The following is a 23,769-nucleotide window of genomic DNA, read 5'->3' as shown; positions in this document are numbered from 1 at the left end:
TGTGAGCCCTGCTGCTAAACTGCGTGCCCTGTTGCAAAGTGACGAATTTTTGAGAATGCCCTGTTGTTTTGACGGGATGAGTGCAAAGTTGGTGGAACGTGCAGGCTACCCCTTGACGTTTATGAGTGGTTTTTCCGTTTCGGCTGCGCGGGGCGGTATGCCGGATACGGGCCTGCTGTCTTATGGCGAGATGGTGGATCAAGGGCGTTCCATTTGTCAGGCGACCAACTTGCCGGTCATCGGCGATGGCGACACAGGCTATGGCAATGCGTTGAACGTGAAACGCACGGTTCAGGGCTATGCGCAAGCCGGTTTTGCGGGCATCATGATCGAAGATCAGATTTCCCCGAAACGCTGTGGACATACCAAAGGCAAGTCAACGGTAGAGTTTGATGAAGCCTGCATGCGTATTCAGGCCGCCGTCGATGCCCGTAAGGAAGGGGCGGATATTTTGATTATGGCCCGCACGGACGCGCGTGAAGCGAGAGGGATGGACGAAGCCCTTAAACGGATGCGTGCCTTTGAAGAGATCGGCGCAGATATCCTGTTTTTGGAAGCCCCGCAATCGCGTGAAGAAATGCAGCTGTTCTGTGATGAGATCCGTGGGCCGAAAATGGCAAACTTGGTGGAACAGGGGAAAACACCTGTTCTACCGCCGGAAGAACTCCAAGCTATGGGCTTTAAGATCGCGGCTTACCCCTTGACGCTGATGCTTTCTGCCATGAAAGCGATGGAGCAGGCGCTGGAAGATTTAAAAAGCAATCGTCATCCAGAAAATCTGGCGAGTTTTGAACATCTGCAAGACGTGATCGGTTTCCCCGACTATTACGCGGCGGAAGAAAAATACAAAGTGTCTTAAAAAGAAAAAAGGCCCGATCCTACATCAGATCGGGCCTTTTGTTATAAAGGGTTAGCCGTGATTGGCTTTTTCCCGCATGTCGTTGAGCAGGCTCTGCATGGTGGTATCCAGTTCCTGCGCAGAATGGGTGAGGCTGGCGCTGGCGTCTTTGACCTCGTTTGCGGAGGTCATCGTCAGGTGGGCATCTTCGGAGACAGCGGCAATATGATTGGAAATTTCTTGTGTGCCGCGCGCAGCTTCCTGCACGTTCCGGCTAATTTCCTGAATGGCCGCATGTTGTTCTTCCACCGCGGCAGCGATGGCGCCGGAGGCATCGTGAACATCGTTGATGGTACTTGAAATTCCCTTAATCGCCTCAACCGCACGATCGGTTTCATTTTGGATTGTGGCAATCTGTTGGGAAACTTCGTCGGTCGCTTTGGCGGTTTGGTTGGCAAGGTTTTTGACTTCGCTTGCGACAACCGCAAAGCCTTTGCCCGCTTCGCCAGCACGTGCGGCCTCAATGGTGGCGTTGAGGGCTAGCAGGTTGGTCTGTTCCGCAATATTCTGGATCATATTGACGACTTCACCAATTTTAGCAGCAGCCCCACTCAGCCCCTGAATAACAATATTGGTTTGATCGGCTTCGCTGGCTGCGGCCTGAACGGTTTGGTTGGTGTGTTCGACCTGACGGCCAATTTCACTACTGGAGGCATTTAGTTCTTCGGCGGCGGCTGCAACAGTTTGGACGTTGGCGGAAGTTTGTTCGGAGATGCTGGAAACCTCTGTACTTTGCTGGTTCGTCTTATCGGCGTTTTCATACATATGAACGGCAGAGGTGCCCACGCTTTGAACGGTGCCCGCCATATTGTCGATAACGCCGCGCATCCGGGTTTGCAGTTCGTCGGCAAGGGTCAGCAGGCTGGATTTACGCTCTTGTGCTTGGCGTTGCCGGCTGTCTTCCTGCTCCACGCGCATACGATCATTTTCTTGGGCGTTTTGTTTGAAGACCTCAACGGCTTTGGCCATGTCACCAATTTCATCAACACGGGATTGTCCGGTAATTTCGATGGTGTTGTCTCCACTGGCGAGAACGCTCATTTGGCCTGCCAGTGACGTAAGACCATTGGACAGGCTTTTGGCGACCATCCATGAGATGGCACCCGCAACGACGAGTGTTACGATAACGATACTGGCAAAGACTTTGAACTCTGCCCAAAATGCGGTATCTACGTCATCAATGTAGAGCCCGGTGCCGATGATCCAGCCCCATTCTTTAGAAAGTTTGACGTAAGAGATTTTTTCGACCGGTTCTTCAAAGCCTGCTTTGGGCCAAAAGTAGTTTACAAAACCACCTTCTGGATTGGCTTTTACGATAGTTGTAAACTCGGCAAAGAATTTTTTACCGGTTTTGTCTTCCAGTGTACTGAGGTTTTTACCTTCAAGTTTCGTGCTGATCGGGTGCATCAGCATGATCTGGTTGAGATCGTTAATCCAGAAGTATTCCGTCTTATCATAGCGAATACTGCGGATAGTTTCTTTTGCCAATGTCTTGGCTTCTTCTTCCGGTAGGGTTCCTACTTTTGCAAGTTCTGAATAATGCTCAACAATGCTATAGGCGGTTTCTACAAGAGTTCGGACTTTATCTTGTCTGTCTTGCAGAAGGGTGCGGTTGAATGTCTGAGCGCTGATGGCAGCAACGGCAATTAAGGCGATGCTGAAAATAATTGCAGGCAACCAAATTTTGGATGCAACTTTTAATTTATCGACAACCATTTTCCTGATCCTTAATTAAATTGAAGAATAGTTTGTTTTTTACTTAAAGCGTCTAATACTTTGAAATTATTAAAGTCTAGCATTCTTATCGGAAGGGATACCATGTCATTATATTTCAAAATATTGCACAAAATGTCATAAATTTTATGTGAAATTTTATTTATTATTTTCAATGCCTTATATCTCTTTTTAGACCTTTACTATTAAACAGTAATATTTTGTATTTCTGCCTAGGGAAAGATACGTACCTCCATTAGTTTTTTAAATCAAGTGAATAACCATAAAAAATTGTTATTTCACTCGTATGAGTAGATTGAAAAGCGGAGTCGTACAGCTATGCGCCCCTTAAAAAAGGGGGGCAGGGAGGGGCAAGGGGAGGATTAGACGAACATCTTTTGCTTTTGGGTTTGCGCAAATGTGTTGAACTCTTCAATGCGCAAGGGGCGGCTGAAGTAATAGCCTTGTCCTAACAGGCAGCCTTTTTCCAGCAGGAAATTGCTTTGTTCGATGGTTTCAATCCCTTCGCCGACAACTTCCAGTCCGAGGCTCTCTGCCATATGGAGGATGGCTGTGACCATGGCGGCGTCTTCTGGATTGGTGGTGACGTCGCGCACGAACATACGGTCCACCTTCAGGGTGTCGAGGGGGAAGCTTTTTAGGTAGTTCAGGCTGGAATAGCCTGTGCCGAAATCATCAATAGACAGGCGCACGCCCATGGCTTTCAGTTCGTGCAGCATCTTGAGAGCCTCATCCAAATTCTCCATCATCAATGTTTCGGTGATCTCGAGGGAGAGTTGATTGGGGTCAAAGCCCGTCCGGTCCAACACGTTCTGGACGATCTGGGGCAAGTCGTCTTCCTGAAACTGTCGGCTGGAGAGGTTGATACTGACGCGGAACGGGTCTTGCGTTTGCTGGGTCCAGTTTTGAATTTCGCGGCAGGCGGTTTCTAATACCCATTCCCCGATAGGTAGGATTAGATTGTTGCGTTCTGCCAGATGGATGAACTGATCGGGGGACACAAGCCCGCGCTCGGCACTGTGCCAGCGGATCAGGGCTTCGGCGCTTTTCATCAGTCCGGTCTTCATATCCACGATGGGTTGATAGACCAGATGGAATTCGTCAAAGGTACGCACGGCGCGCCGCAAATCGCGTTCAAGCGCACGTTTGGCCTGCGCTTTGGCATCGAGATCAGGGGTGAAGAAATGGAACGTGTTGCGTCCGTTTTCTTTGGCTTTATGCATGGCACTGTCGGCATTGCGTAGCAGTGTTTCGACGTCATCGCCATCGCCGGGCCATGTGCAGATGCCAATGGAGCAGGAGACAAAAATTTCTTCATCTTCAATCTCGAACGGGCGTTCCAGCGCTTCTAGAATATCATGGGCAATGACAACAAGGTCTTCGGAGCTTTTGATGTCGGGCAGGACGGCGGTGAACTGATCCCCGCTAAAGCGGGCAATGGTCCCCTGTTCGGGGATGGTCCGTTCAAACCGTAGGGCGGCCTCTTGCAATAGTTTGTCACCGATGGTGTAGCCCATGGTATCGTTGATGACCTTAAACCCATCCAGTCCGATAAACAGCAGGGCCGTCTGTGTGCCTTCCTGACCGGACACATAAAGCGCACTGATAAAGTGATTGAGAAACAGGTTCCAGTTGGGCAGATCCGTGATCAGGTCGTAATTACTACGATGCTGAAGCTGTTCTTCGGTTTCTTTTTGATGGGTGACATCATGGAAGAAGAAGACATATTTGGCCTGGGTTAAATCTTCTGTATCCAGACTTTGAATATGGACCTGTACACGATAGACGTGACCGGTTTTGCTTTCCTGCCACAGCAGTCCTTCCCAATGACCTTCTTGTTCCAGGCTGGTTTGAACAGGGGGCCAAAGCTCCTGACGTTTGTGATGGGCGATCATTCCGTTGATGGGAAAATAGATCACCTCGTCGTCATTATACTTGGTCAGCTCACAAAAGGCCGGATTGACATTGAGGATCTGAAAGTTTGCGTTAATGAGGGCAATCGGTTGAGTTGCGGACTGAAAGACAGAAGAGAGCATACGATAGCGTGACAGTTCCCGACGTTGGGCGACCATCTGGCCTTTTAGGGCCGCGAGCTCTTTTCGGAGGTTTGCTACTTCATCATTCATGCGCGAGATCAAGTCCGTTTGGTATGCTGTGGTTGATAGCATAAAGGGCTTGTCATGCTCTGCATAGATAAAAAATGTGCGCAGGAGCATAATAATCCTGCGCACATTTTATCTTATAGGCGAGTGTATTCTAGGACAGGGCTGCACATGCACGTTGAATGCGTTTGCAGGCCTCTGTCAGGGCCGCATTGCTTGTCGCGTAGGAGACACGGAAGTGCGGTGACAGGCCAAAGGCTTCCCCATGAACGGCGGCAACCCCTTCTGTTTCCAGCAGGTAGGTGACGAAATCTTCGTCATTTTCAATTACCTTGCCGTCCGGTGTCTTTTTGCCGATCACGCCTGCGCAGCTTGGGTAGACGTAAAATGCGCCTTCAGGTGTTTTACAGTCCAGACCTTCGGCTTCGTTCAGCATTTTAACAACCAGATCACGGCGCCCTTTAAAGACTTCGTTATGTTTGGCAACAAAGTCATGCGGGCCGTTCAGGGCTTCAACCGCTGCCGCTTGCGCAATCGAGCAAGTGTGAGTTGTGCTTTGAGACTGGATCTTGTTCATCGCTTTGATCAAGTCAAGCGGACCAGCCGCATAGCCGACACGCCAGCCTGTCATGCAATAAGCCTTGGACACACCGTTCAAGGTCAGGGTACGGTCAAACAGTTTCGGTTCAACCTGCGCCGGTGTGACGAACTTGAAATCATCATAGGTGATGAGTTCGTACATATCGTCGGTCATGATATGGACGTGTGGGTACTTTAACAACACATCGGTTAGGGCTTTCATCTCGTCATGAGAATAAGCCGCGCCTGTCGGGTTGGAAGGGGAGTTCAGAACCACCCATTTTGTTTTGTCGCTAATCGCCGCTTCCAGATCAGCAGCTTGCAGCTTGAAGTTATGTTCTGCTGTGCACGCAACGGTGACAGGCACGCCCCCTGCTAACAGGGTAATATCCGGATAAGACACCCAGTACGGGGCAGGGATGATCACTTCATCGCCATCGTTGAGGGTCGCCATCAGGGCGTTATAGATGGTTTGCTTACCGCCGCAACCGACCGTGATCTGGTCAGGTGTGTAGGTCAGGTCGTTGTCGCGTTTCAGCTTGTCGCAAATGGCTTTGCGCAGTTCCGGTGTACCGGCAACTGCCGTGTAACGCGTCTTGCCTTCATTCATTGCTTTGATTGCCGCATCAATGATGTGTTGCGGTGTATCAAAATCGGGCTCGCCAGCGCCAAGGCCAATGACGTCACGACCGGCAGCTTTCAATTCAGCAGCTTTGGTAGAAACGGCGATGGTCGGTGAAGGTTTGATGCGAGACAATTTGTCAGCAAGAAAAGACATAGTGCTACAGACCTTTTCGAATAGGTGAGTGTAAAAAAACGAAGGCTATCCCTTCAAAACAGGTCGACCCTACGCCTGCCCGAAATGGGACGCAAGACCAAATGGACAGTTTTGTGACAAAAAGATCAATTATTTCAAAGGGACTTGGCGGCAGAAAAAAAGGCACCCCGCAGGATGCCTTTTGTCGCTTTTTAATCTTCGACGTCCAGTTCTTCATCCGTGGTCCGAATAATGCGCGGATCCCATTGAAGAAGTTCGTCTTTTTTGCCCTCATACTCGACTTTACTGAGGTAATATCGAATGGCGTTGATACGGGCGCGTTTCTTATCATCGGATTTAACGATGGTCCAAGGGGCTTCTTTTGTATCGGTGTAGAAGAAGACATCTTCTTTTGCTTTGGTGTAATCGGCCCATTTATTTTGCGATTCTTTATCCACCGGGGACAGTTTCCACTGTTTTAACGGATCATCCGCACGGCTGGCAAAACGGCGCGCCTGTTCTTCTTTACTGACTGAAAAATAGAATTTGAACATCTTCAGGCCGGAGCGATAGAGCATACGTTCAAACTCAGGGACGGAGCGCAGGAACTCTTTGACCTCTTCCGGCTCGCAAAAGCCCATGACCCGTTCCACCATACCGCGGTTGTACCACGACCGGTCAAACAGCACGATTTCACCGCCCGCGGGCAGGTGGTTTACGTAGCGTTGGAAGTACCATTGGGTACGTTCCCGGTCCGTTGGTTTTTCAAGGGCGATGACACGGCATCCCCGTGGGTTGAGGTGTTCGATAAAGCGCTTGATGGTGCCGCCTTTGCCTGCGGCGTCGCGTCCTTCAAAAATGGACAGGATTTTTTGCCCGCTTTCTTTGACGGAGTTTTGCATTTTCAGCAGCTCGACATGCAGCGGGGCGATGATTTCCAGATAGTCCGCGGTTTTGAGTTTGCCAACAGGGGCATCAAGTCCATCGAGCTGGTCAATGGGAATGCCACCGATCAGACCGTTGCCCATCTTGTTCAGGACGGCTTTCGCGTTTTTCTTTCCCTTGAACTTTTCTGCATCCCGTCCGGCGGGTTTGATTTTTTCAAGGTCATCGGTTGCGATCATCTCTTGTTCGATCAGCTCATCATCAAGGGTTTCCGCATCCAGTTGAACAATCTCGGCTGTTGTTTGCTCAAGTGTTGTTTTTTCTTTTTTTACGCTCATATAGCTCTCCGATGATGATATGTTGGTATTATCTGAATGTAGCAGGTTTATGATTGTTTTGTATGATATATGTCAAAAAGTCACTTTAAAAGCCACTGGTCAAAACAAGTGCAGTTGACTATATCTGGAAACATGGAAAATGTACCGATATTCACACCCGTTAAACGACCGATCCCGCGGGGCGGGAAGCCGTTTAAGCTCGTCAGCGATTTTAAACCCAGCGGGGACCAACCCGATGCCATCGCCGATTTGGTCAAAGGCATTGAAGAAGGCGAACGTGATCAGGTGTTGCTGGGCGTAACCGGGTCGGGGAAGACCTTTACCGTCGCCCATGTGATTGAACAGATGCAACGTCCGGCCATTGTTCTTGCCCCCAACAAAACATTGGCGGCCCAGCTTTATAGCGAGATGAAACATTTTTTCCCCGACAACCACGTGGAATATTTTGTTTCCTTCTATGACTATTACCAGCCGGAAGCTTATGTCCCGAAGACGGACACCTATATCGAAAAAGACAGTTCCATCAACGAACAGATCGACCGCATGCGTCATTCCGCGACACGGTCCTTGCTGGAATATCGCGACACCATCATCGTGGCTTCCGTGTCCTGTATCTACGGCATCGGTGCGGTGGAAACTTATGCGGAAATGACGCTGGGTGTGGAAGCTGGTGAAGAATATGACGTGCGCGACATGATGAAAGCGCTGGTCGAGCTGCAATATCAACGCAACGACAACAATTTCCATCGCGGCACCTTTCGGGTGCGCGGGGATATTGTGGAAGTTTTCCCGTCCCACTTTGAAGATCGCGCGTGGCGCCTGTCTTTCTTTGGGGAGGAGTTGGAGGAAATCTGGGAATTTGATCCGCTGACGGGGGAGAAAATCACCACGTTGGATCGCATCACCATTTATCCCAACAGTCACTATGTGACCCCGCGCCCGACCTTGATGCAGGCTTCCAAAAAAATTAAGGAAGAGATGAAAGAGCGCGTGGCGTGGTTTCAGGAAAATGGCAAATTGCTGGAAGCCCAACGTATCCAGGAACGCACGACCTTTGATCTGGAGATGATTGAAACCACGGGCTTCTGTTCGGGGATTGAAAACTATTCGCGCTATCTAACCGACCGCGCACCGGGCCAGCCGCCCCCCACCTTGTTTGAATATCTGCCCGATGATGCGTTGTTATTTGTGGACGAAAGCCATGTGGGCGTGTCGCAAATCGGCGGCATGTATCGGGGGGACTATAATCGCAAAAGCACACTGGCATCGTATGGCTTCCGCTTGCCGTCTTGCGTGGATAACCGCCCTTTGAAGTTTGAAGAATGGGATCAGATGCGCCCGCAAACGGTCTATGTGTCGGCCACACCCGGGGATTGGGAACTGGAACGCACGGGCGGTGTCTTTGCCGAACAGGTGATCCGCCCGACAGGTCTGATTGATCCGATCACCATTGTGCGTCCGGTGGAGACTCAGGTGGATGACCTGCTGGATGAATGTAAGCAGACGGCAGCCAAAGGCGAACGTGTGCTTGTCACCACCCTGACAAAACGCATGGCGGAAGACCTGACGGAATATTTCCATGAACAGGGGATTCGGGTGCGTTACATGCATAGTGACATTGAGACGCTGGAACGGATCGAGATTATCCGCGATCTGCGCCTTGGGGCGTTTGACGTGCTGGTCGGTATCAACTTGCTGCGAGAAGGGCTGGATATCCCGGAATGTTCGCTGGTTGCGATTTTGGATGCGGATAAAGAAGGGTTCTTGCGCTCCAAACGATCCTTGATCCAGACCATCGGGCGCGCGGCGCGTCATATTAGTGGGCGGGTGATCCTCTATGCCGACAAGATGACCGACAGTCTGGATTATGCGATTGGGGAAACCAACCGCAGACGCGCCAAGCAGCAGGCCTATAACGAAGCCCATGGCATTACGCCGCAGACGGTCAAGTCCAACATCTCCAACGTATTGGATGATGTATCGCAAAATGACTATATGACGGTGGATACAGGGGCGGCTGGTGACAAGCATCTGGTCGGTAAAGACCTGAAGACCGTGCTGGCCGATATGGATAAACGTATGAAAGAGGCCGCCGCCAACCTTGAGTTTGAGGAAGCGGCCCGCCTGCGCGATGAAATCCGCCGTCTGGAGGCATCCGAGTTGGGCCTGGATCGCGCCGGGGTGGCGAAGGGTGCTGCCCAAAAAGCAGGGGCCGGTAAAAAGACGAAGAAACGTCGCGGCCCCTGAGTTTTGGGGGCGTAATCTTAGAAACCGAGATCACTCAGGCTGGGGTGATCATCGGGGCGGCGACCGATGGGCCAAAGGAATTTGCGCTCGCTTTCCTCAATGGGATGTTCATTGATGCTGGCGACGCGCCATTCCATCAGGCCGTTTTCATCAAATTGCCAATTTTCGTTGCCATAGGCACGGAACCATTGATTGCTGTCGTTGCGATATTCATAGGCAAAGCGCACAGCAATGCGGTTGTCTGTATAAGCCCATAGTTCCTTAACCAGACGATAGTCCAGTTCCTTGTTCCATTTGCGTGTAAGCAGGGCTTGGATATCTGCGCGACCTTGCACAAATTCCGCACGGTTGCGCCAACGGCTGTCTACCGTGTAGGCGAGGGATGCTTTTTCTGGATCGCGGGTGTTCCAGCCATCTTCGGCAAGGCGGACTTTTTCGATGGCGCTGGCTTCGTTAAATGGGGGAAGGGGTGGTCGTGACATAGGATTAAACCTTTCTATTTCGCTTTCTCTAGCGGCGTTTGTGTAAGTGTGATGTTGGGGTTGATGAGGATGCGTTTGAGGTCCAGTTGGATGGTGCGGTTTTCCGCTTCCCATAAAATGCTGGCCCACGCGGTGATTTGGATCAGGCGGTTTTTGGTAAAATCCAGAAACAGCAAGCCGACACGGCGATCTGATTGGATGTTGCCTAAGGTGTTAAAAAAGTTATTGCCGGGAAAATCTTCAAAGGTCAGGGTCTGTGGATTTACCACCGTGACAAACCCCGGCGGTCCGCCGCGATGGGAGATATCAAGCCCGTTTTCGTGTCGGATATCCATGTCTTGAGATCGTGACGCAATAAAGAAAACATCTGCTTGGGTGATGAGGGCTTGGAGGTCTGATGGTAAATGATCCCGTTCCTCTATCGGCTGTGTAGGACGGGCCGGTGGGGTAATCTCCAGCTGGCGACGCTGGATATATTTGGGGCAATTGCCAAAGCTTTGTTCTGCATCAATTGTGATCCTGTTATCCGTCTTGTCGCTGATCAATCCGTTGAGGCGGTTGCGTCTGCGGGTGGCAAGGTCGATGCCCAAAAGGGCGATTTTGCGACCTGTTTTTAACTGTCCGTCCAGTGCATCGCCATGGGGTAAGGGGGCATGGATCTCTATCCCTCTATCGCTTGGCGAGGTGATGAAACCGGGCTTTCCAAGGAAAAGACTGGCCCAAGGCGCGCCCGTTTTATCTAATGCGGCGACGTAGATATGGCCTAGATTGGCATAAAAGTCGCGGTGCTGATCCGGCAGAAATCGCCGGATGAAGCGCGCACCGATCTGAGCAACCCTTTCGCGAACACCAAGGCGCGACTGGATGGTTTTTTCCCCGTCATGGAACGGCGGCGGGGCCAGTGACTGTTTTGAAAGCCCGTTCATGAGTCACACTTTCGTTGATTGCATGGGGATGAAACGTGGCAGGGCTTCAATCTTCGCCAACCAGTTTTTGAGTGAGCTATAGGCGCTTAGGTCCACCCCACCTTCCGGAGCATGGGCGATGTAGCTATAGCAGGCAATATCCGCCAAGGTCGGCCGTTCTGCGCAAAGGAAGGCTTTGTCTTGCAGGTAATCGTCCATGATCGCCAATGTCGTGTGGGCACTTTCGATGGCTTTATCGGGATCGTAAGGGGCGTTGAAAAGCTTTACCAATCGGGCAACACACGGCCCGTTAAAGATCGGGCCCGCCGCGACACTTAACCATTGCTGGACTTTGGCAGCTGCCAGCGGGTCTTTGGGCAGCCAGATGTTTTCGGTGTCATAGGTGCCAGCCAGATAGATCAGGATGGCATTGGAGTCCCAAAGGACGGTGCCATTGTCATCCAATAACGGGACCTGACCAAAGGGGTGCTTTGCAAGATAGTCGGGTGTTTTGTGAGCACGATTGGCGGCATCGACCACGATCTCTTCATAAGGGAGGTCGAGCAGAGACAGCATCAGACGGACGCGGTGTGTGTGACCGGACAGGGCCAGACCGTAAAGTTTGATTGGCGCTGCGTTGGCAGGGAAAAGGGCGTTTGTCATGGCGTGTTTGGCTCCGTTTGTTTGGGAGGAAGAACATGCCTGACGTTTTATATTTTTATATTAAATAAGATAATCTGTTAGTTTTGAAAATAATTATTCCATTTTTTGGAATTAATAATCGAAGCCGCATTGGGCCGCGACCGTACGTAATCTCGCTTTGAGGCGAGGCGCGGCAAAATCAATAAAGGTGCGCAGTTTTAAGGGGACAAGGCGGCGCTGGGTGTAGATAAAATGCACGGGGATCAGTGGTGTTTCTTCGTCAGTCAGCACGCGGATTAGCTTGCCGTCTGCGATTTGTTGCGCGGCTTGGTAGGAGAGAACACGGGTGAGGCCCGCTTCATCGATGCAGCAATCCACAGCAGATTCGGCGGAATTGAGGGTCAGGCGGGGCAGGATCGGACAGGTTTTGGGCTTATTGTCCGTGATAAACGTCCATTCCGGCCTCAGGTCAATGGGACCAAAGGAGATAAGGTCGAAACGATCAAGGTTGTCTAATGTCGGGGGCAGGCCCACTTTTTCAATATAGCTGGGACTGGCGCAATGGATAAACTGTACATGGCCTAAGGGTTTAATCATCATGGTACTGTCATGCAACGGGCTGATCCGTAAGCCCAGATCAATTTCCTCATCCAACAGATGCAGGACGTGATCGGAGAGCAGCAGGCGGATATTGACCTCTGGATAGGCCTTGAGGAATTCACGCACGATCGGGACAATGTGCAACCGCCCAAAGGCAGTGGGGGCGGTGAGGGTCATGGTGCCGACAGGTTCCACATATTCGCTGGAGGCTTGGCGTTCGGCCTCCTGTACATCATTGAGGATGCGCCTTGCGGCTTCTAGGTAGCGCGCACCGCTTTCTGTCAGGGTGATTTTGCGGGTGGTGCGGGTCAAAAGCTGCGCGCCCAGATGATCTTCCAGTTCGGCAATTTTGCGGCTGACGGTGGGCAGCGGCATATTGAGCTTACGGGAAGCTTGCGAAAAACTGCCGGTATCAACCACATGGGTAAAGACCAGCATTGCAGACAGTTGATCCATAATCATTCCATAAAAAGAAACAGCGCAGACTAATTATCTGCGCTGTTCTCGAAAAATGGAAGAATTATCCGTTTGTAATCTCGATCAATTCCATCCGATAGCCAATACCGGGTTCGGTGACGATATAGGTGGGATCGTCTGCATCCGGTTCGATCTTATCGCGCAGCTGGCTGATATAGACGCGTAGATACTGGATATCATCGCCATGGGCCGGACCCCAGACGTCCTTTAACAGTTGTTTGTGCGTGACCATCTTGCCGCGGTTGGTCATGAGGTAGCGCAGCAGGTCATATTCTTTGGGGGTAAAGGAGGTGCTTTTGCCTTTGACAAAGACTTCATGGCGCATCAGGTCCATCTTGATGGTGCCATTTTCAATGATCGGATCGCCCGCTTCTTGCGTTACGGATTTGCGCAAGTTCGCCATGATGCGGGCCATCAAGACATCCGGGTTAAAGGGTTTGGTGACATAATCATCCGCGCCGCGCCCCAAGGCATCGACAACTTCGCTGTCGCTATCGCGCACAGAACAGACAATGATCGGCACCTGTGACCATTCGCGGATATTGTCGATGACTTCCTTGCCATCCATATCGGGCAGGCCAAGATCCAGAATGACCAGATCAGGCTTGATGGAAATGGACATGCGCACGGCTTGCGCGCCATTTTCACATTCTTCGACCTTAAATCCTTCATCCAGCAGAATGATCTTGAGCAATTTGCGGATTTGCGGCTCATCATCGACGACCAGAACGGTATTCTTTTTATTCACGATAGGCTCGGACATTGCCACCTCTATGGTTACTAGAATGTATCTAGCGAGAAATATAGCGACCAATAAAATAAGAAAGCCATAAGGAAATGCAGTGAGATATCGAATTTTCGATATTTGTTTATGCAATTTTTATGGTGTGGCCCGTGCGTCGAATAGTTTCCTAAGTCAGAAAGGGCGATAGTAGGAAGCAGATATTAAATGAAAAGAAAGGAGTTAATCATGCTCGGTTGGGCTATTACATTTTTCTTGTTGGCGGTCGTAACCGGTCTGTTAGGTTTTGGCGGTCTTGCTGGGACATTTGCATGGGCGGCGGAGCTTCTGTTCTTTGCCTTTGTCATCTTGTTTGTTCTCTCTCTCGTGAGCAATCTGTTGACCGGCAGAAGATCTAACCCACCACTGTAAAGCGGGGATGCGTTAACAGCGCACCTTAATTTTTATACATAACAAAAAAGCCAGAGGCATTATGGGCCTGCTGGCTTTTTTGTTGAGCGGTTCACTGCGGTTAGTTGATTTTCTGGTCCAGTATATCCAACAGGTCTTCCACCATAAAAGGTTTGGTCAAATACGCATCCGCGCCTTTTTCATAGGCAGCGTTGATGGTGTCTTTTTCTTTGCGAACGGTCAGGATCACGACAGGTGGTTTGTTGTCTGCTTGTGTTTCTTTCAGTTCCGGCAGAAGGTCCAGTCCGTCTTTATCTGGTAGCCCAAGGTCCAGAATAATCAGATCAGGCGACAATTCTTTACAGAGTTTCAGCCCTTCTTCTGCGGTTGAGGCAGCATGGAAATCTGCGCCTTCATCATGCAGGGAAACCCGCAAAAAGGTCAGGATAGAAGGGGCGTCATCTATGGCCAGAATAGTGCGTCCTTCTAAATTCATTTTATCTTCTCCTCTTTCTTGGTGCGTACGTTCGGGAAAAACAGGGTAAATTCTGCGCCACCAGCTTCGTGGTTTCTTAAATGGATTTTACCATTTTGTTTTTCAATAATTGCTTTGGCAATGGCAAGACCTAACCCTGTTCCTGCAACTTTGGTGTCGGTTTGTTTTAACCGTTCGTATTTGTCGAAAACGGATTGGCGGTTTTCTTCTGGGATGCCGGGCCCTTGATCTTGAATAATATAGCTGAAACCTTTGTTTTCTGCACGGATAATTGCTTTAATGACCGTGCCTGTCGGTGAATATTTTGCCGCATTATCCAGGATGTTTTGCAAGACTTGCTCGGTCATCATCAGGTCAATTTCGATTTCCACGTCGTGATCGGGGCGGATAATTTGCAAGTCATGTTCAGATAAGCGGTTTTTCAGGCGTTTGGCGACACTCTTAAGCGGCTCCATTGGATCGATCCATTCCGCTTGAAAGGTAATATCCCCACTTTCAATGCGCGTCATATCCAGAATATTGGAGATAAAGCTATCCAGTCGCTGTGCCTCAGACAAGGCTGTGTCGGTCAACTCGTCTGCGATTTCAGGGACAAGGCGGTCGCTTTTTCTCATACGTTTGTAGACACTTAGGCTGCCAATGATGGAGGCAAGCGGGGTCTTGAGGTCATGGGAAACACTGGAGAGAAGCATGGCGCGCAATTTCTCGCGTTCTTCGCGCATTTGACTTTCCGACATCATATGCGCCAGTTCCAGCCGTTCCAGAATACTGGCGGCTTGATCGGCAAGCGCGGTCAGGAGCCGCCCAAAGGAGGCATCCAAGCGAATGTTTGCGGGCACTTTCAACCCGATAACGCCGATTTCCCCGCTGGGAACCAACAGGGGTTCAAAACGCCAGTTCGTCTTGCGCGAAAAAAGTGTCCCAAGGCCGGTGGTACGGACCTGATCCCAGCATGTCTCCAGCGAATTGCGATCTGCGTCATTGAAGTCGACTTGTTGGGGATGGACCAGTTCAATGGCGTTGGGATTGACGGCAGGGGGCATAAAAAAGGCAACTTCCATTTCCAGGAGTTCGGTCAATTCTTCATGCAGGATTTTAAGTGCTTCATTTCGTTCTGTTGCAGCACTGGCAAGGCGATGGATTTTATAGAGTGCCTGAGATCGCTTTTCTTTTTTGACCAAAGACAGGTGACTGGCCCGGTTATATCCCCCAAGGAAGGAGATGAAGAGGGACGCCCCCAGAAAGATGGTCAGATTCAGGCTATCGCCGGTGTGAAGCAGGGCAAATTTCTCGAACGGCTTGGTGTAAAAATAATTAATGGTGGAAAAACCGGCAATCCCTGACACAAGGCCTGCAATCATCCCGTATCTTAGGGCTGAAATCACGGTCGCGAGCAAAAAGAACGCGGCGATATTATGGGAATTGATCTTCCATTCTATCTGCGGGATGTTGCTGCGCAAGAGTTCTGAAGCCCCATAGGCCAGAAGGACGCTAAAGAGCGCAAAGGCGATTTTATAGAGACTGAAATCTGGGCGCGGCAATCTGTCAAACCAGCCAGATTTATACCCCTGACTGGCAAGGGGGATCACTTGAATTTGAGTTGGAAGGTTTCGCAATTGACGCACCAGTTTGCGTGCGAGGGAGGTGCGAAACTGATCAAAAACGCCCTCACGACTGCTTTCGCCCACAATCAGATGGGTGACGGGTGTCTCGGTTTGAAAAGAATCTTGAACGAAACGGTGGATGCCCTTGATGACGTCGGTATCTTCGATGTGATAGATGACGGCGCCCAAGGCTTCCGCATGGGTGAGGAACCGTAAAATTCGTGCCCGTTCTTCTTTATTGGCGCGGTAGTGGTTCGGGGTTTCCACATATAAAACCGACCAAGGGAGTTCCTGTTCCTCTGCGCTGCTTTGGGCGGCGCGCAGCAGGATATTGGTCTTGGTATGTGCATCGATGCAGACTGTGATCTGGGAATGACCCGACATATCGTAAAAAAACCTCTCGCCATCTGTTCTTTAAAAACATAACGACGATTGTATAAAATCTCCATAAGGAATCTATTTTTCACAATAAGATAGCAAAAAAACAGCGATCCGGTTGGGGAGACCGGATCGCTGCAGGTGTGTGGGAGAACACGAGGCAACAGTTCTGTAAACTCACTCTAGAGGAGGGCACTCTTTAGAGAGCTTGGTGCTAGTTTGTTGACTCGGTGATGGCGTCGCCCACATCATCGGCGGCTTGTTCAAGGGCTTCGCCGGCGCTTTCTAAGGGTGTTTCGTTCGCTTCGTGAATGACAACCCCGCCAATGATCAGGACGCCTACAAGGATCAGGCCTAACAGAATAGTATTGTTCATCATCTTTCTCCTTCATTCGTTCAAATAGATCGGCGGTGGTTGACTTTGTGATCAACACAGTCTTAATCCTATTTGAATGTGCTTCAGGATGCAGTACGGTGCAGGGGCGCATTTGATAAAAAAAGCATAAAGACAAGATAAGGCCCAAGGCATGATCCGCATCACCGATACGATTTCGCTGGAAGAAGATGAGATAGAGGAAAAATTCATCCGCAGCCCCGGCGCGGGCGGGCAGAAGGTGAATAAGACGGAGACGGCGGTGCAGTTGCGCTTTAACGCCCGTCAGTGCCCCAGCCTGAACCATGCAATTTTTTTGCGGCTGCAAAAGGTGGCGGGGCGGCGCATGACACAGGACGGGGTGATTGTGCTCACGGCCCATAGTTTTCGCACACAAGAACAAAACCGTAAAGACGCGCTGGATCGTTTGGTCGAGATGCTGCAAAAAGCCGCCGTTGCGCCGAAGAAGCGTCGCAAGACGAAACCCTCCCTCGCTGCCAAGCGCAAACGGGTGGAAAGTAAGGTAAAGCGTGGGGATGTTAAAAAGACTCGCGCGAAGGTTCGTATCGACTTTTAATTGTGAACGGCCTGTGGCTTTCTTCTTGGTTTATTAGAAAAAAATGGTACGCTTTCCCCCATCTGAACAGAATGGGAGACGAAAATGGACGTACAGGCGTTGATTGCGTTGGTTCTGGCCACAGCTGTATTGGGGCTGGTGCCGGGTCCGGTTGTTGCGGCTTTGGTGGGACGGGCTTTATATAGCGGTGTGCGCTCGACCTTTGGGTTTTTGGCAGGGGTCTTTGTTGGGGATCTGGCGTGGTTGTTAGCTGCCGTCTCCGGCCTTGGTTATGTGGCGGCGACATATTCGACTGTTTTTCTGGTGATCAAATATGTCGGGGCGGCTTATCTGATTTATCTGGGGATTGGGGCGATCCGTCATGCCATGGCGCAAAATCAAGAAATTCACATTCCTAAATCCTCCCGCAAAGGCGCCGGGTTTATGTCAGGCCTGTTGGTGACCTTGGGCAATCCGAAGCTGGTGGCTTTTTATGTCGGTTTTCTGCCGACCTTTATTGATGTGCAGGCTCTCAGTTTTACCGACACATTTTTGGCGGCGTTTTTGGTGCCGACCACTTTTGCGCTGATGAATTTTGGCTGGGCGTTGAGCGCAGCAAAGGCCAAGACCCTGTTTAAGTCAGCCATGCCGTTGAAGGTTTTGAATACCCTGTCCGGCGGTTTGCTGGTGGGGGCCGGTGTTGCCATGGCGGTGGAAGACCAATAAGAAAAAAGGCTGACGATCCTTTCTAGGACATCAGCCTTTTTTCTTCAGATTAGCTTTCCCGCATTTTTAGCAGGACATTGTCCACTTGGGTGTCGAGCCTGTCAGCTTGTTGTTGCAGCGCTTCTGAGGCTTGCAGGACTCTTTGGGCGCGGTCAATGTTTGTACGGCTGCCCTCCTGAACAGAATTGACGGTGTTGGCGACATGCGTCACATCATCGGCGGTTTGTGTTGCGTTGCGGGCGATATTTTCTGTCGCCGCACGCTGTTGTTCAATGGCGGCGGAGATGGTGGTCGCGGTTTCCTGCACCCGTGTAATGGAACTGTGAATTTCCGTTATACCGCGCACGGTTTCATCTGTTGCGCCCACAACGGCGTTGATCTGTTGTTCAATCTGTTCGGTAGCATGGGCGGTCTGGCTGGCAAGGTTTTTCACTTCACTTGCGACAACGGCGAACCCTTTGCCTGCCTCACCGGCACGCGCGGCTTCAATGGTGGCGTTGAGTGCGAGGAGGTTGGTTTGGTTGGCGATGTTTGAAATCAGGTTGACGACCTCGGAAATTTCGTTCACCCGGCTGGAGAGGCTGCGCACGTTCTGGGTCGAGTTTGTGCTGAGGTCGGCTGCGTCGGAGGAAATCGCGCTCGATTCATTCACCTGATGAGAGATCTCGGAGATGGAGGCGGAAAGTTCGGTGGATGCTGCCGCCACCACATCGACCTGTTGTGCAATGGTGTTGGAGGCGGCAGAGGCTTGAGCCGCATTTTCACCGACCTGTGTGGCGGCCTCTGACATGCCGCTTGCCAGTTCCTGCAATTCGTTGGAGGCTGATTTTACCGCATGGATAATGGCGCCAACTTCCTTTTCAAAGGTGCGGGCCACATTCTGGCGATCAATTTGACGCTGTTGTCTTTGGTCTGCTTCTTGTTTCTGCTGGCGTGCACCGGCTTCTTGTACTTGCTTTTCGGCCTTTTCTGCATTGTCTTTGGCAATCTGTGCAGCCTGAAGGGCGGAGGTCAGTTTCATCGTCGCGATAACAAGAACGATGGTCTCAAGGATTACGATGACGGCATGAAGCAACACACGCACGATGCTGGCACCTTCGGGGAAGACCCAATAGGGCAAGGTCAGATTGAGAACAAGGTGATGTGCGGCGATGACGGCGGTTGCGACGATAAAGGCTTTCCAGTTGGAAAAACCCAGAAGCATGGCGAGACCGGCAAAGAAGTACATATGAATATCGATCTGCCAAGGATGCCCGCGAAACGCATAGACCATAACAGCGATAATCAGCATAAAGGCGACCGAGGAACTGAAGATAGTATACTGGCTGTCCGCACCCTTGACCCATTTCATAATCAGCGGGATGGCGCTAAAAAGGGTCGTCAGGATTAAAGCGGGCAGAATATCATTGCCCGTAACAAGTCCACTGACCCACACCAGCGGGATATGCAGGAAAAGATACGGGATAAGATACTTTGCCGTACTGACCTGTAGGGATTGAATATCGTTCATGGCTGGTTCCTCGTTATTGGAGTACGTTGCAGGATCCCGCGGCAAGCGGGTCCAGGATACCGATTGCGCCGGTTATATTTTTGATGTCGTCGAGAGAGAGGCTGTTAAACTGTGCGACGATGACATTTTCTGTTGCACCATATCGGATTAACGTACCTTCTGCCTGCGCGATTGCCGCGAAGCTCTGTTCTCTTTCAAACCAAGAGGGAAAGATCAAAGCGATGGGCTTCTGGCTGTCATTTGCTTTGGTCGCCACCCAGGCAAGGGCGAGAAGACCCAGCAAGCCAAAGATAAGGGCAGCAGCGATTGCTCTGCTTTCTTCGCTGACAAACATATCGAGGTACATGTCCTAATTGGAAAGAGGGACTTCATTATAGTCTGAATGACTAATTTACAATAGTGCTTACGTATGAGACGGACATTTTGGATCAGATGGGTAGGGGCTTAAGTACTATTCTTTGGTCGTAGCCGCGTTGACATGATCATAGAGTTTGACCATACGATCGAGGAAAATGGTTTTGGCAACCATGGCTACGATCATGCCCGCGAGGGTGACGATCAGGTTGAATTGCCACAGTCCATACATCATGGCGATTACGCCGACGACGGACAGGGCCGTCCAGTTGTGCACGCCTTGTAGAAGGGATTTAGGCAAAACCAGTTGAGCCCGGTTGAGAAACAGTTGCTCGCCCATCACCCCCCGCGAGGCCCAACTATCAAGTGATTTGGGGGCGGGGAACAGGCGTGGGTTCAGCCAGATCCACAAAAAAGTGGCAAGCAGGGGATAAAGGGCATCCCATCCCAGCCAATAGCGGCTCCAGACAGAGAGCGCGAGAAACGGCAGGGCTGTGTAGCGGGTATAGACGCTTAGGGGGTTGGCATGGCGTTTCCAGGCACCCTCATTCATCTGCATCAGCTGTTCTGACAGTTTATACATGTCACTTCGTCTCGTTTAGGCTATCCAGACCAAGCTCCTTGCGTTGGGCTTTGGTGAGTTTTGCGACGATGATTTGGTAGGATTGTTGAATATAGTCTTTTAAGTCCTCATCACTGATCGCGTCCGGTTCTTTGGTCTGGATCCAGTTTCCCCGTGCCAGATAGGGGGCAGGGTGAAAGCTGTCAAGTTCTTGCAAAATGTCATAGAGGGACGGACTGCATTTAAAACTGACCTGAACGTTGTCCGCGGCGGCGGTGGTGGCGGGCGCAATAGCAAAGACCTTGCCGCCCACCTTCCAGACGCTGGCATCTCCCCATTGTACAATGTGGGTGGTGGCTTTTAAGTGGCTGCAATATACATCAAATTCATCACGGGTCATGGAAAGAGAAGCTCCTTCATTTCTTCGGTCGCTGCGGTGAAGCTTTCATGGAAACCGTCCGGGGCGTTGAGGACGGCAAGGCCGGTGCCGTACATACCGCGCGCGCGCTCAGGCCCGATCAGTTCGTAGAACACGGCATCTTTGAGGTCTGCCTTGAGTGTTTCGTGACGGCCTTCGGGTAACATCGGGTACCAGACCATGATGACACCGGCTTTCCAACGTTTATGAACGTTGTTGGTCAGGCGGGCGATGGTGGAATAGTCGTCTTTAATCTCATAGGAGGGATCAATCAGCAGCGCCCCGTCCGACTGACGCGCGGGCAGGAAATCAATGAGGAACTGCTGCGCATCTTTATTGACCAGACGGAAGCGTTGATCTTCTGATAAGTGGCTTTGAAGAACCTCAAATTCTGCGGGGTGAAGTTCAAAACACACTGCGCGCTGATTGGGCTGCATGAGTTGTTTTACAAGAGCCGGGGAGCCGGGATAGGTCTGGGGGGTATGATTTTCCTGAAAGGCCTCAAGGGTCGCGAGATAGCGTTTCAGTAAATCGTTTTTGACGGCTTGGTTGTGGATTTTACCGATGCCGTCTTTCCATTCGCCGGTCTTTTGCGCTTGCTCGTCACTTAGGTCGTAGAGGGCACGTCCGCTATGGCTATCAAGAAAGGTCACGACCTTTTTATGATCCTTGAAATGATCAATAATAGAGCAAAGAGCCGTGTGTTTATGAACGTCGGCGAAGTTGCCGGCGTGGTATCCGTGTTGATAGCTTAGCATAAGGGTCAACTTTATTTTGATGGATGGAGGATACCGTCTACTTCACGGGTCATCTTTTGTAAATGATTAAGCCGCCCGATGCTTTCGCAGTTGAGGTCGTTGCGCAGGCTTTCTAGGTCATCAAGGTGCTTTTTGACAGCGCGCAGGCGGTTGCTGGCGGCGGATTTCTTATCTTTTTTAAGATCATCAAGCGCAAGATGAAGCTTGGCGCGATAGCTGACGAAATCTTTATATTCAATAGACTTGGACATCAGAGCCTCCCTTAAAAAATGCATTGGGATAGGCTATGACTGTTCATGGGATGTGTCAAAGAAAAAGGGCGCATGGAAAAAACCACACGCCCTTTTCGATCTTGTCTCTATGACGCTTACTTAAGCATCACAAGCCGCAACCATAGCTTCCGCAGCGCGTAATTCACGCTCGGCTGCTTGTTTGGCAACGTCGCTTTCCGCAGCATTCAGCGCATCAGTCGCTTTTTGCAAACGGGCTTCGGCGTTGTCGCGGTCGAGTTCGTCAACCGCGATTGCTTCTTCAGCGAGAACGGCACAGCGTTCTTCAGAAACTTCAGCAAAACCGCCGACGACAAAAATGCTTTTGACAACTTTGTCGTTCTCATAGATGTCGATAATGCCGGGACGTACTGTCGTCAGCATCGGCGTGTGTCCGGGCAGAACACCGAAGTCACCTTCGCCACCCGGAACCACAACCATTTCGACTTCTTCTGACAGAAGCAGCTTGGCCGGGGAAACGAGTTCGAACAGAACTGTATCACTCATAGTGTTGTCTCCTGGCTAGTTGTTACTGTCAAATTAAGCGGCTTCAGCAGCCATTTTCTTAGCTTTTTCCAGAGCTTCGTCGATGCCGCCAACCATGTAGAAAGCAGCTTCCGGCAGGTGATCGTATTCACCAGCCACGATGCCTGTAAAGGCTTTGATTGTGTCTTCAAGTTTCACGTATTTACCCGGTGAACCTGTGAATACTTCCGCAACGTGGAACGGCTGAGAAAGGAAACGCTGGATCTTACGAGCACGTGCCACAACCATTTTGTCTTCTTCAGACAGTTCGTCCATACCAAGGATGGCGATGATGTCTTGCAAAGATTTGTATGTTTGCAGAATACGCTGAACTTCACGAGCAACTTTGTAGTGCTCTTCACCAACAACGCGCGGCTCAAGTACACGGGAAGTGGAATCCAGCGGATCCACGGCCGGGTAAATGCCAAGCTCGGCGATAGAACGGTTAAGAACTGTTGTCGCATCCAAGTGGGAGAATGACGTTGCCGGAGCCGGGTCAGTCAAGTCATCCGCAGGAACGTAAATAGCTTGTACAGATGTAATGGAACCTTTTTTCGTAGAGGTAATACGCTCCTGAAGGTTACCCATTTCTGTTGCAAGTGTCGGCTGATAACCTACCGCAGAAGGAATACGACCCAATAGGGCGGACACTTCTGAACCCGCTTGTGTAAAGCGGAAGATGTTATCAACGAAGAACAGAACGTCTTGGCCTTCTTCATCACGGAAATATTCCGCCATCGTCAGACCAGTCAGGGCCACACGTGCACGCGCTCCCGGTGGTTCGTTCATCTGACCGTATACAAGCGCCGCTTTAGACTCATCAGAGTCAAGCTTGATAACGCCGGATTCGATCATCTCGTGGTAAAGGTCGTTCCCTTCACGTGTACGCTCACCAACACCCGCGAATACGGAGAAACCACCGTGACCTTTCGCAATGTTGTTGATCAATTCCATGATAAGAACGGTTTTACCTACACCTGCACCACCGAACAGACCAATTTTACCACCCTTCGCATACGGTGCGAGAAGGTCGATAACTTTAATGCCTGTTTCGAGAATTTCAGAATCTGTAGACTGGTCAATGAATGCCGGTGCTTCACGGTGAATCGGCAGAACACCTTTGGATGTTTTCAATTCGCCACGTTCGTCGATGGCTTCACCGATTACGTTTACGATACGACCAAGTGTTTCCGGGCCAACCGGAATAGAAATCGGTGCACCTGTGTCCACAACTTCCTGACCACGAACGAGGCCGTCAGTTGTGTCCATCGCGATACAACGAACTGTATTTTCCCCCAAGTGCTGGGAAACTTCCAGCACCAGACGTTTGCCCTGGTTTTGTAGTTCCAGAGCGGACAAGATTTCAGGAAGGGTATCGTCGAACTTTACGTCCACGACCGCACCCAGTACCTGAGTTACCTTACCAACATTTTTGCTCATCGCAAAAAACTCCTACTTCGCA

Annotated in this window: 25 protein-coding genes; 5 read left to right on the top strand and 20 right to left on the bottom strand. The window is 50.7% G+C overall.

The genetic code is table 11. The features are described from left to right. The first annotated feature begins 1 nt into the window (after nucleotide 1). Nucleotides 2-859, top strand: a complete 858-nt coding sequence (locus Q397_RS0116330; RefSeq protein WP_028880328.1) for an isocitrate lyase/PEP mutase family protein — start codon at nucleotides 2-4, stop codon at nucleotides 857-859. A 51-nt stretch (nucleotides 860-910) separates the two neighbouring features. Here Q397_RS0116330 and Q397_RS0116325 read toward each other — a convergent pair whose 3' ends face one another. The 4 genes from Q397_RS0116325 to ppk2 all read right to left on the bottom strand — a co-directional run bounded on the left by Q397_RS0116325 (nucleotide 911) and on the right by ppk2 (nucleotide 7,293). Beyond that, complete coding sequence (locus Q397_RS0116325; protein WP_028880327.1) at nucleotides 911-2,614, bottom strand: methyl-accepting chemotaxis protein; 1,704 nt, start codon at nucleotides 2,612-2,614, stop codon at nucleotides 911-913. A 380-nt stretch (nucleotides 2,615-2,994) separates the two neighbouring features. After that, a complete protein-coding gene (locus Q397_RS23040; protein ID WP_051610188.1) occupies nucleotides 2,995-4,848 on the bottom strand; it encodes a putative bifunctional diguanylate cyclase/phosphodiesterase in 1,854 nt (617 codons plus the stop codon). 40 nt (nucleotides 4,849-4,888) lie between these two features. Next, nucleotides 4,889-6,091, bottom strand: coding sequence for a pyridoxal phosphate-dependent aminotransferase (locus Q397_RS0116315; protein WP_028880326.1), 1,203 nt, complete (start codon nucleotides 6,089-6,091; stop codon nucleotides 4,889-4,891). A gap of 191 nt (nucleotides 6,092-6,282) precedes the next feature. Further along, nucleotides 6,283-7,293, bottom strand: a complete 1,011-nt coding sequence (gene ppk2 / locus Q397_RS23035; RefSeq protein ID WP_084149093.1) for a polyphosphate kinase 2 — start codon at nucleotides 7,291-7,293, stop codon at nucleotides 6,283-6,285. 132 nt (nucleotides 7,294-7,425) lie between these two features. Here ppk2 and uvrB point away from each other — a divergent pair, with 132 nt between their 5' ends. Next, nucleotides 7,426-9,540: an excinuclease ABC subunit UvrB gene (gene uvrB, locus Q397_RS0116305; protein WP_038014412.1), complete on the top strand. Its 2,115-nt coding sequence runs from the start codon at nucleotides 7,426-7,428 to the stop codon at nucleotides 9,538-9,540. Nucleotides 9,541-9,557: 17 nt separating this feature from the next. On the opposite strand, the gene Q397_RS0116300 is transcribed toward uvrB, so the two are convergent. The 5 genes from Q397_RS0116300 to Q397_RS0116280 all read right to left on the bottom strand — a co-directional run bounded on the left by Q397_RS0116300 (nucleotide 9,558) and on the right by Q397_RS0116280 (nucleotide 13,409). Continuing rightward, nucleotides 9,558-10,022, bottom strand: coding sequence for a nuclear transport factor 2 family protein (locus Q397_RS0116300; RefSeq protein ID WP_028880324.1), 465 nt, complete (start codon nucleotides 10,020-10,022; stop codon nucleotides 9,558-9,560). A 14-nt stretch (nucleotides 10,023-10,036) separates the two neighbouring features. Continuing rightward, the gene (locus tag Q397_RS23030) at nucleotides 10,037-10,948 is read right to left on the bottom strand and encodes a pyridoxamine 5'-phosphate oxidase family protein (protein WP_051610186.1); all 912 of its coding nucleotides are present in this window, start codon (nucleotides 10,946-10,948) and stop codon (nucleotides 10,037-10,039) included. 3 nt (nucleotides 10,949-10,951) lie between these two features. Then, nucleotides 10,952-11,590: a glutathione S-transferase family protein gene (locus tag Q397_RS0116290; protein ID WP_038014410.1), complete on the bottom strand. Its 639-nt coding sequence runs from the start codon at nucleotides 11,588-11,590 to the stop codon at nucleotides 10,952-10,954. A 111-nt stretch (nucleotides 11,591-11,701) separates the two neighbouring features. Beyond that, nucleotides 11,702-12,625, bottom strand: coding sequence for a LysR family transcriptional regulator (locus Q397_RS0116285; protein WP_028880322.1), 924 nt, complete (start codon nucleotides 12,623-12,625; stop codon nucleotides 11,702-11,704). A 64-nt stretch (nucleotides 12,626-12,689) separates the two neighbouring features. After that, a complete protein-coding gene (locus tag Q397_RS0116280; protein WP_038014408.1) occupies nucleotides 12,690-13,409 on the bottom strand; it encodes a response regulator transcription factor in 720 nt (239 codons plus the stop codon). Between the two features lie 207 nt (nucleotides 13,410-13,616). On the opposite strand from Q397_RS0116280, the gene Q397_RS0116275 reads away from it, so the two are divergent. Next, the gene (locus tag Q397_RS0116275; protein ID WP_028880320.1) at nucleotides 13,617-13,799 is read left to right on the top strand and encodes a DUF1328 domain-containing protein; all 183 of its coding nucleotides are present in this window, start codon (nucleotides 13,617-13,619) and stop codon (nucleotides 13,797-13,799) included. A 100-nt stretch (nucleotides 13,800-13,899) separates the two neighbouring features. Here the strand turns inward: Q397_RS0116275 and Q397_RS23025 are convergent, their stop codons facing one another. The 3 genes from Q397_RS23025 to Q397_RS25055 form a co-directional block, all read right to left on the bottom strand. Continuing rightward, nucleotides 13,900-14,274: a response regulator gene (locus Q397_RS23025; RefSeq protein ID WP_051610183.1), complete on the bottom strand. Its 375-nt coding sequence runs from the start codon at nucleotides 14,272-14,274 to the stop codon at nucleotides 13,900-13,902. After that, nucleotides 14,271-16,262, bottom strand: coding sequence for an ATP-binding protein (locus tag Q397_RS0116265; protein ID WP_028880319.1), 1,992 nt, complete (start codon nucleotides 16,260-16,262; stop codon nucleotides 14,271-14,273). The genes Q397_RS23025 and Q397_RS0116265 overlap by 4 nt, the downstream gene beginning before the upstream one ends. 208 nt (nucleotides 16,263-16,470) lie before the next feature. Then, complete coding sequence (locus Q397_RS25055; protein ID WP_156950754.1) at nucleotides 16,471-16,635, bottom strand: hypothetical protein; 165 nt, start codon at nucleotides 16,633-16,635, stop codon at nucleotides 16,471-16,473. 148 nt (nucleotides 16,636-16,783) lie between these two features. Here Q397_RS25055 and arfB point away from each other — a divergent pair, with 148 nt between their 5' ends. Both arfB and Q397_RS0116250 read left to right on the top strand, forming a co-directional pair. After that, on the top strand, nucleotides 16,784-17,206 hold the full coding sequence (gene arfB, locus Q397_RS0116255; protein WP_028880318.1) for an alternative ribosome rescue aminoacyl-tRNA hydrolase ArfB: 423 nt from the start codon (nucleotides 16,784-16,786) through the stop codon (nucleotides 17,204-17,206). Nucleotides 17,207-17,290: 84 nt separating this feature from the next. Next, complete coding sequence (locus Q397_RS0116250; protein WP_028880317.1) at nucleotides 17,291-17,911, top strand: LysE family translocator; 621 nt, start codon at nucleotides 17,291-17,293, stop codon at nucleotides 17,909-17,911. A gap of 49 nt (nucleotides 17,912-17,960) precedes the next feature. Here the strand turns inward: Q397_RS0116250 and Q397_RS0116245 are convergent, their stop codons facing one another. The 8 genes from Q397_RS0116245 to atpD all read right to left on the bottom strand — a co-directional run bounded on the left by Q397_RS0116245 (nucleotide 17,961) and on the right by atpD (nucleotide 23,747). Further along, nucleotides 17,961-19,421 (bottom strand): methyl-accepting chemotaxis protein, encoded by a 1,461-nt coding sequence (locus tag Q397_RS0116245; RefSeq protein WP_028880316.1) that lies wholly within the window; start codon nucleotides 19,419-19,421, stop codon nucleotides 17,961-17,963. Between the two features lie 13 nt (nucleotides 19,422-19,434). Continuing rightward, nucleotides 19,435-19,755, bottom strand: a complete 321-nt coding sequence (locus tag Q397_RS0116240) for a hypothetical protein (RefSeq protein WP_156950753.1) — start codon at nucleotides 19,753-19,755, stop codon at nucleotides 19,435-19,437. 117 nt (nucleotides 19,756-19,872) lie between these two features. Beyond that, nucleotides 19,873-20,358, bottom strand: a complete 486-nt coding sequence (locus Q397_RS0116235; RefSeq protein ID WP_028880314.1) for a DUF6653 family protein — start codon at nucleotides 20,356-20,358, stop codon at nucleotides 19,873-19,875. 1 nt (nucleotide 20,359) lies between these two features. Next, entirely contained in the window at nucleotides 20,360-20,737 is a 378-nt protein-coding gene (locus Q397_RS0116230) for an MmcQ/YjbR family DNA-binding protein (RefSeq protein WP_028880313.1), read from the bottom strand. Then, nucleotides 20,734-21,408: a 23S rRNA (adenine(2030)-N(6))-methyltransferase RlmJ gene (gene rlmJ, locus Q397_RS23020; RefSeq protein WP_169738007.1), complete on the bottom strand. Its 675-nt coding sequence runs from the start codon at nucleotides 21,406-21,408 to the stop codon at nucleotides 20,734-20,736. The genes Q397_RS0116230 and rlmJ overlap by 4 nt, the downstream gene beginning before the upstream one ends. A 116-nt stretch (nucleotides 21,409-21,524) precedes the next feature. Continuing rightward, nucleotides 21,525-21,764 carry a hypothetical protein gene (locus tag Q397_RS0116220; RefSeq protein ID WP_028880312.1) on the bottom strand — a complete coding sequence of 80 codons (240 nt, stop codon included), beginning with the start codon at nucleotides 21,762-21,764 and terminating at the stop codon, nucleotides 21,525-21,527. Nucleotides 21,765-21,884: 120 nt separating this feature from the next. Then, entirely contained in the window at nucleotides 21,885-22,289 is a 405-nt protein-coding gene (locus Q397_RS0116215) for a F0F1 ATP synthase subunit epsilon (RefSeq protein WP_028880311.1), read from the bottom strand. 33 nt (nucleotides 22,290-22,322) lie between these two features. Then, complete coding sequence (gene atpD, locus Q397_RS0116210; RefSeq protein ID WP_028880310.1) at nucleotides 22,323-23,747, bottom strand: F0F1 ATP synthase subunit beta; 1,425 nt, start codon at nucleotides 23,745-23,747, stop codon at nucleotides 22,323-22,325. Between the last annotated feature and the right edge of the window lie 22 nt (nucleotides 23,748-23,769).

This window comes from Terasakiella pusilla DSM 6293, from assembly GCF_000688235.1.
GTDB lineage: Bacteria > Pseudomonadota > Alphaproteobacteria > Rhodospirillales > Terasakiellaceae > Terasakiella > Terasakiella pusilla.
Note: the sequence above shows the minus strand (reverse complement) of the source record. Positions and strands in the feature narration are given on the sequence as shown.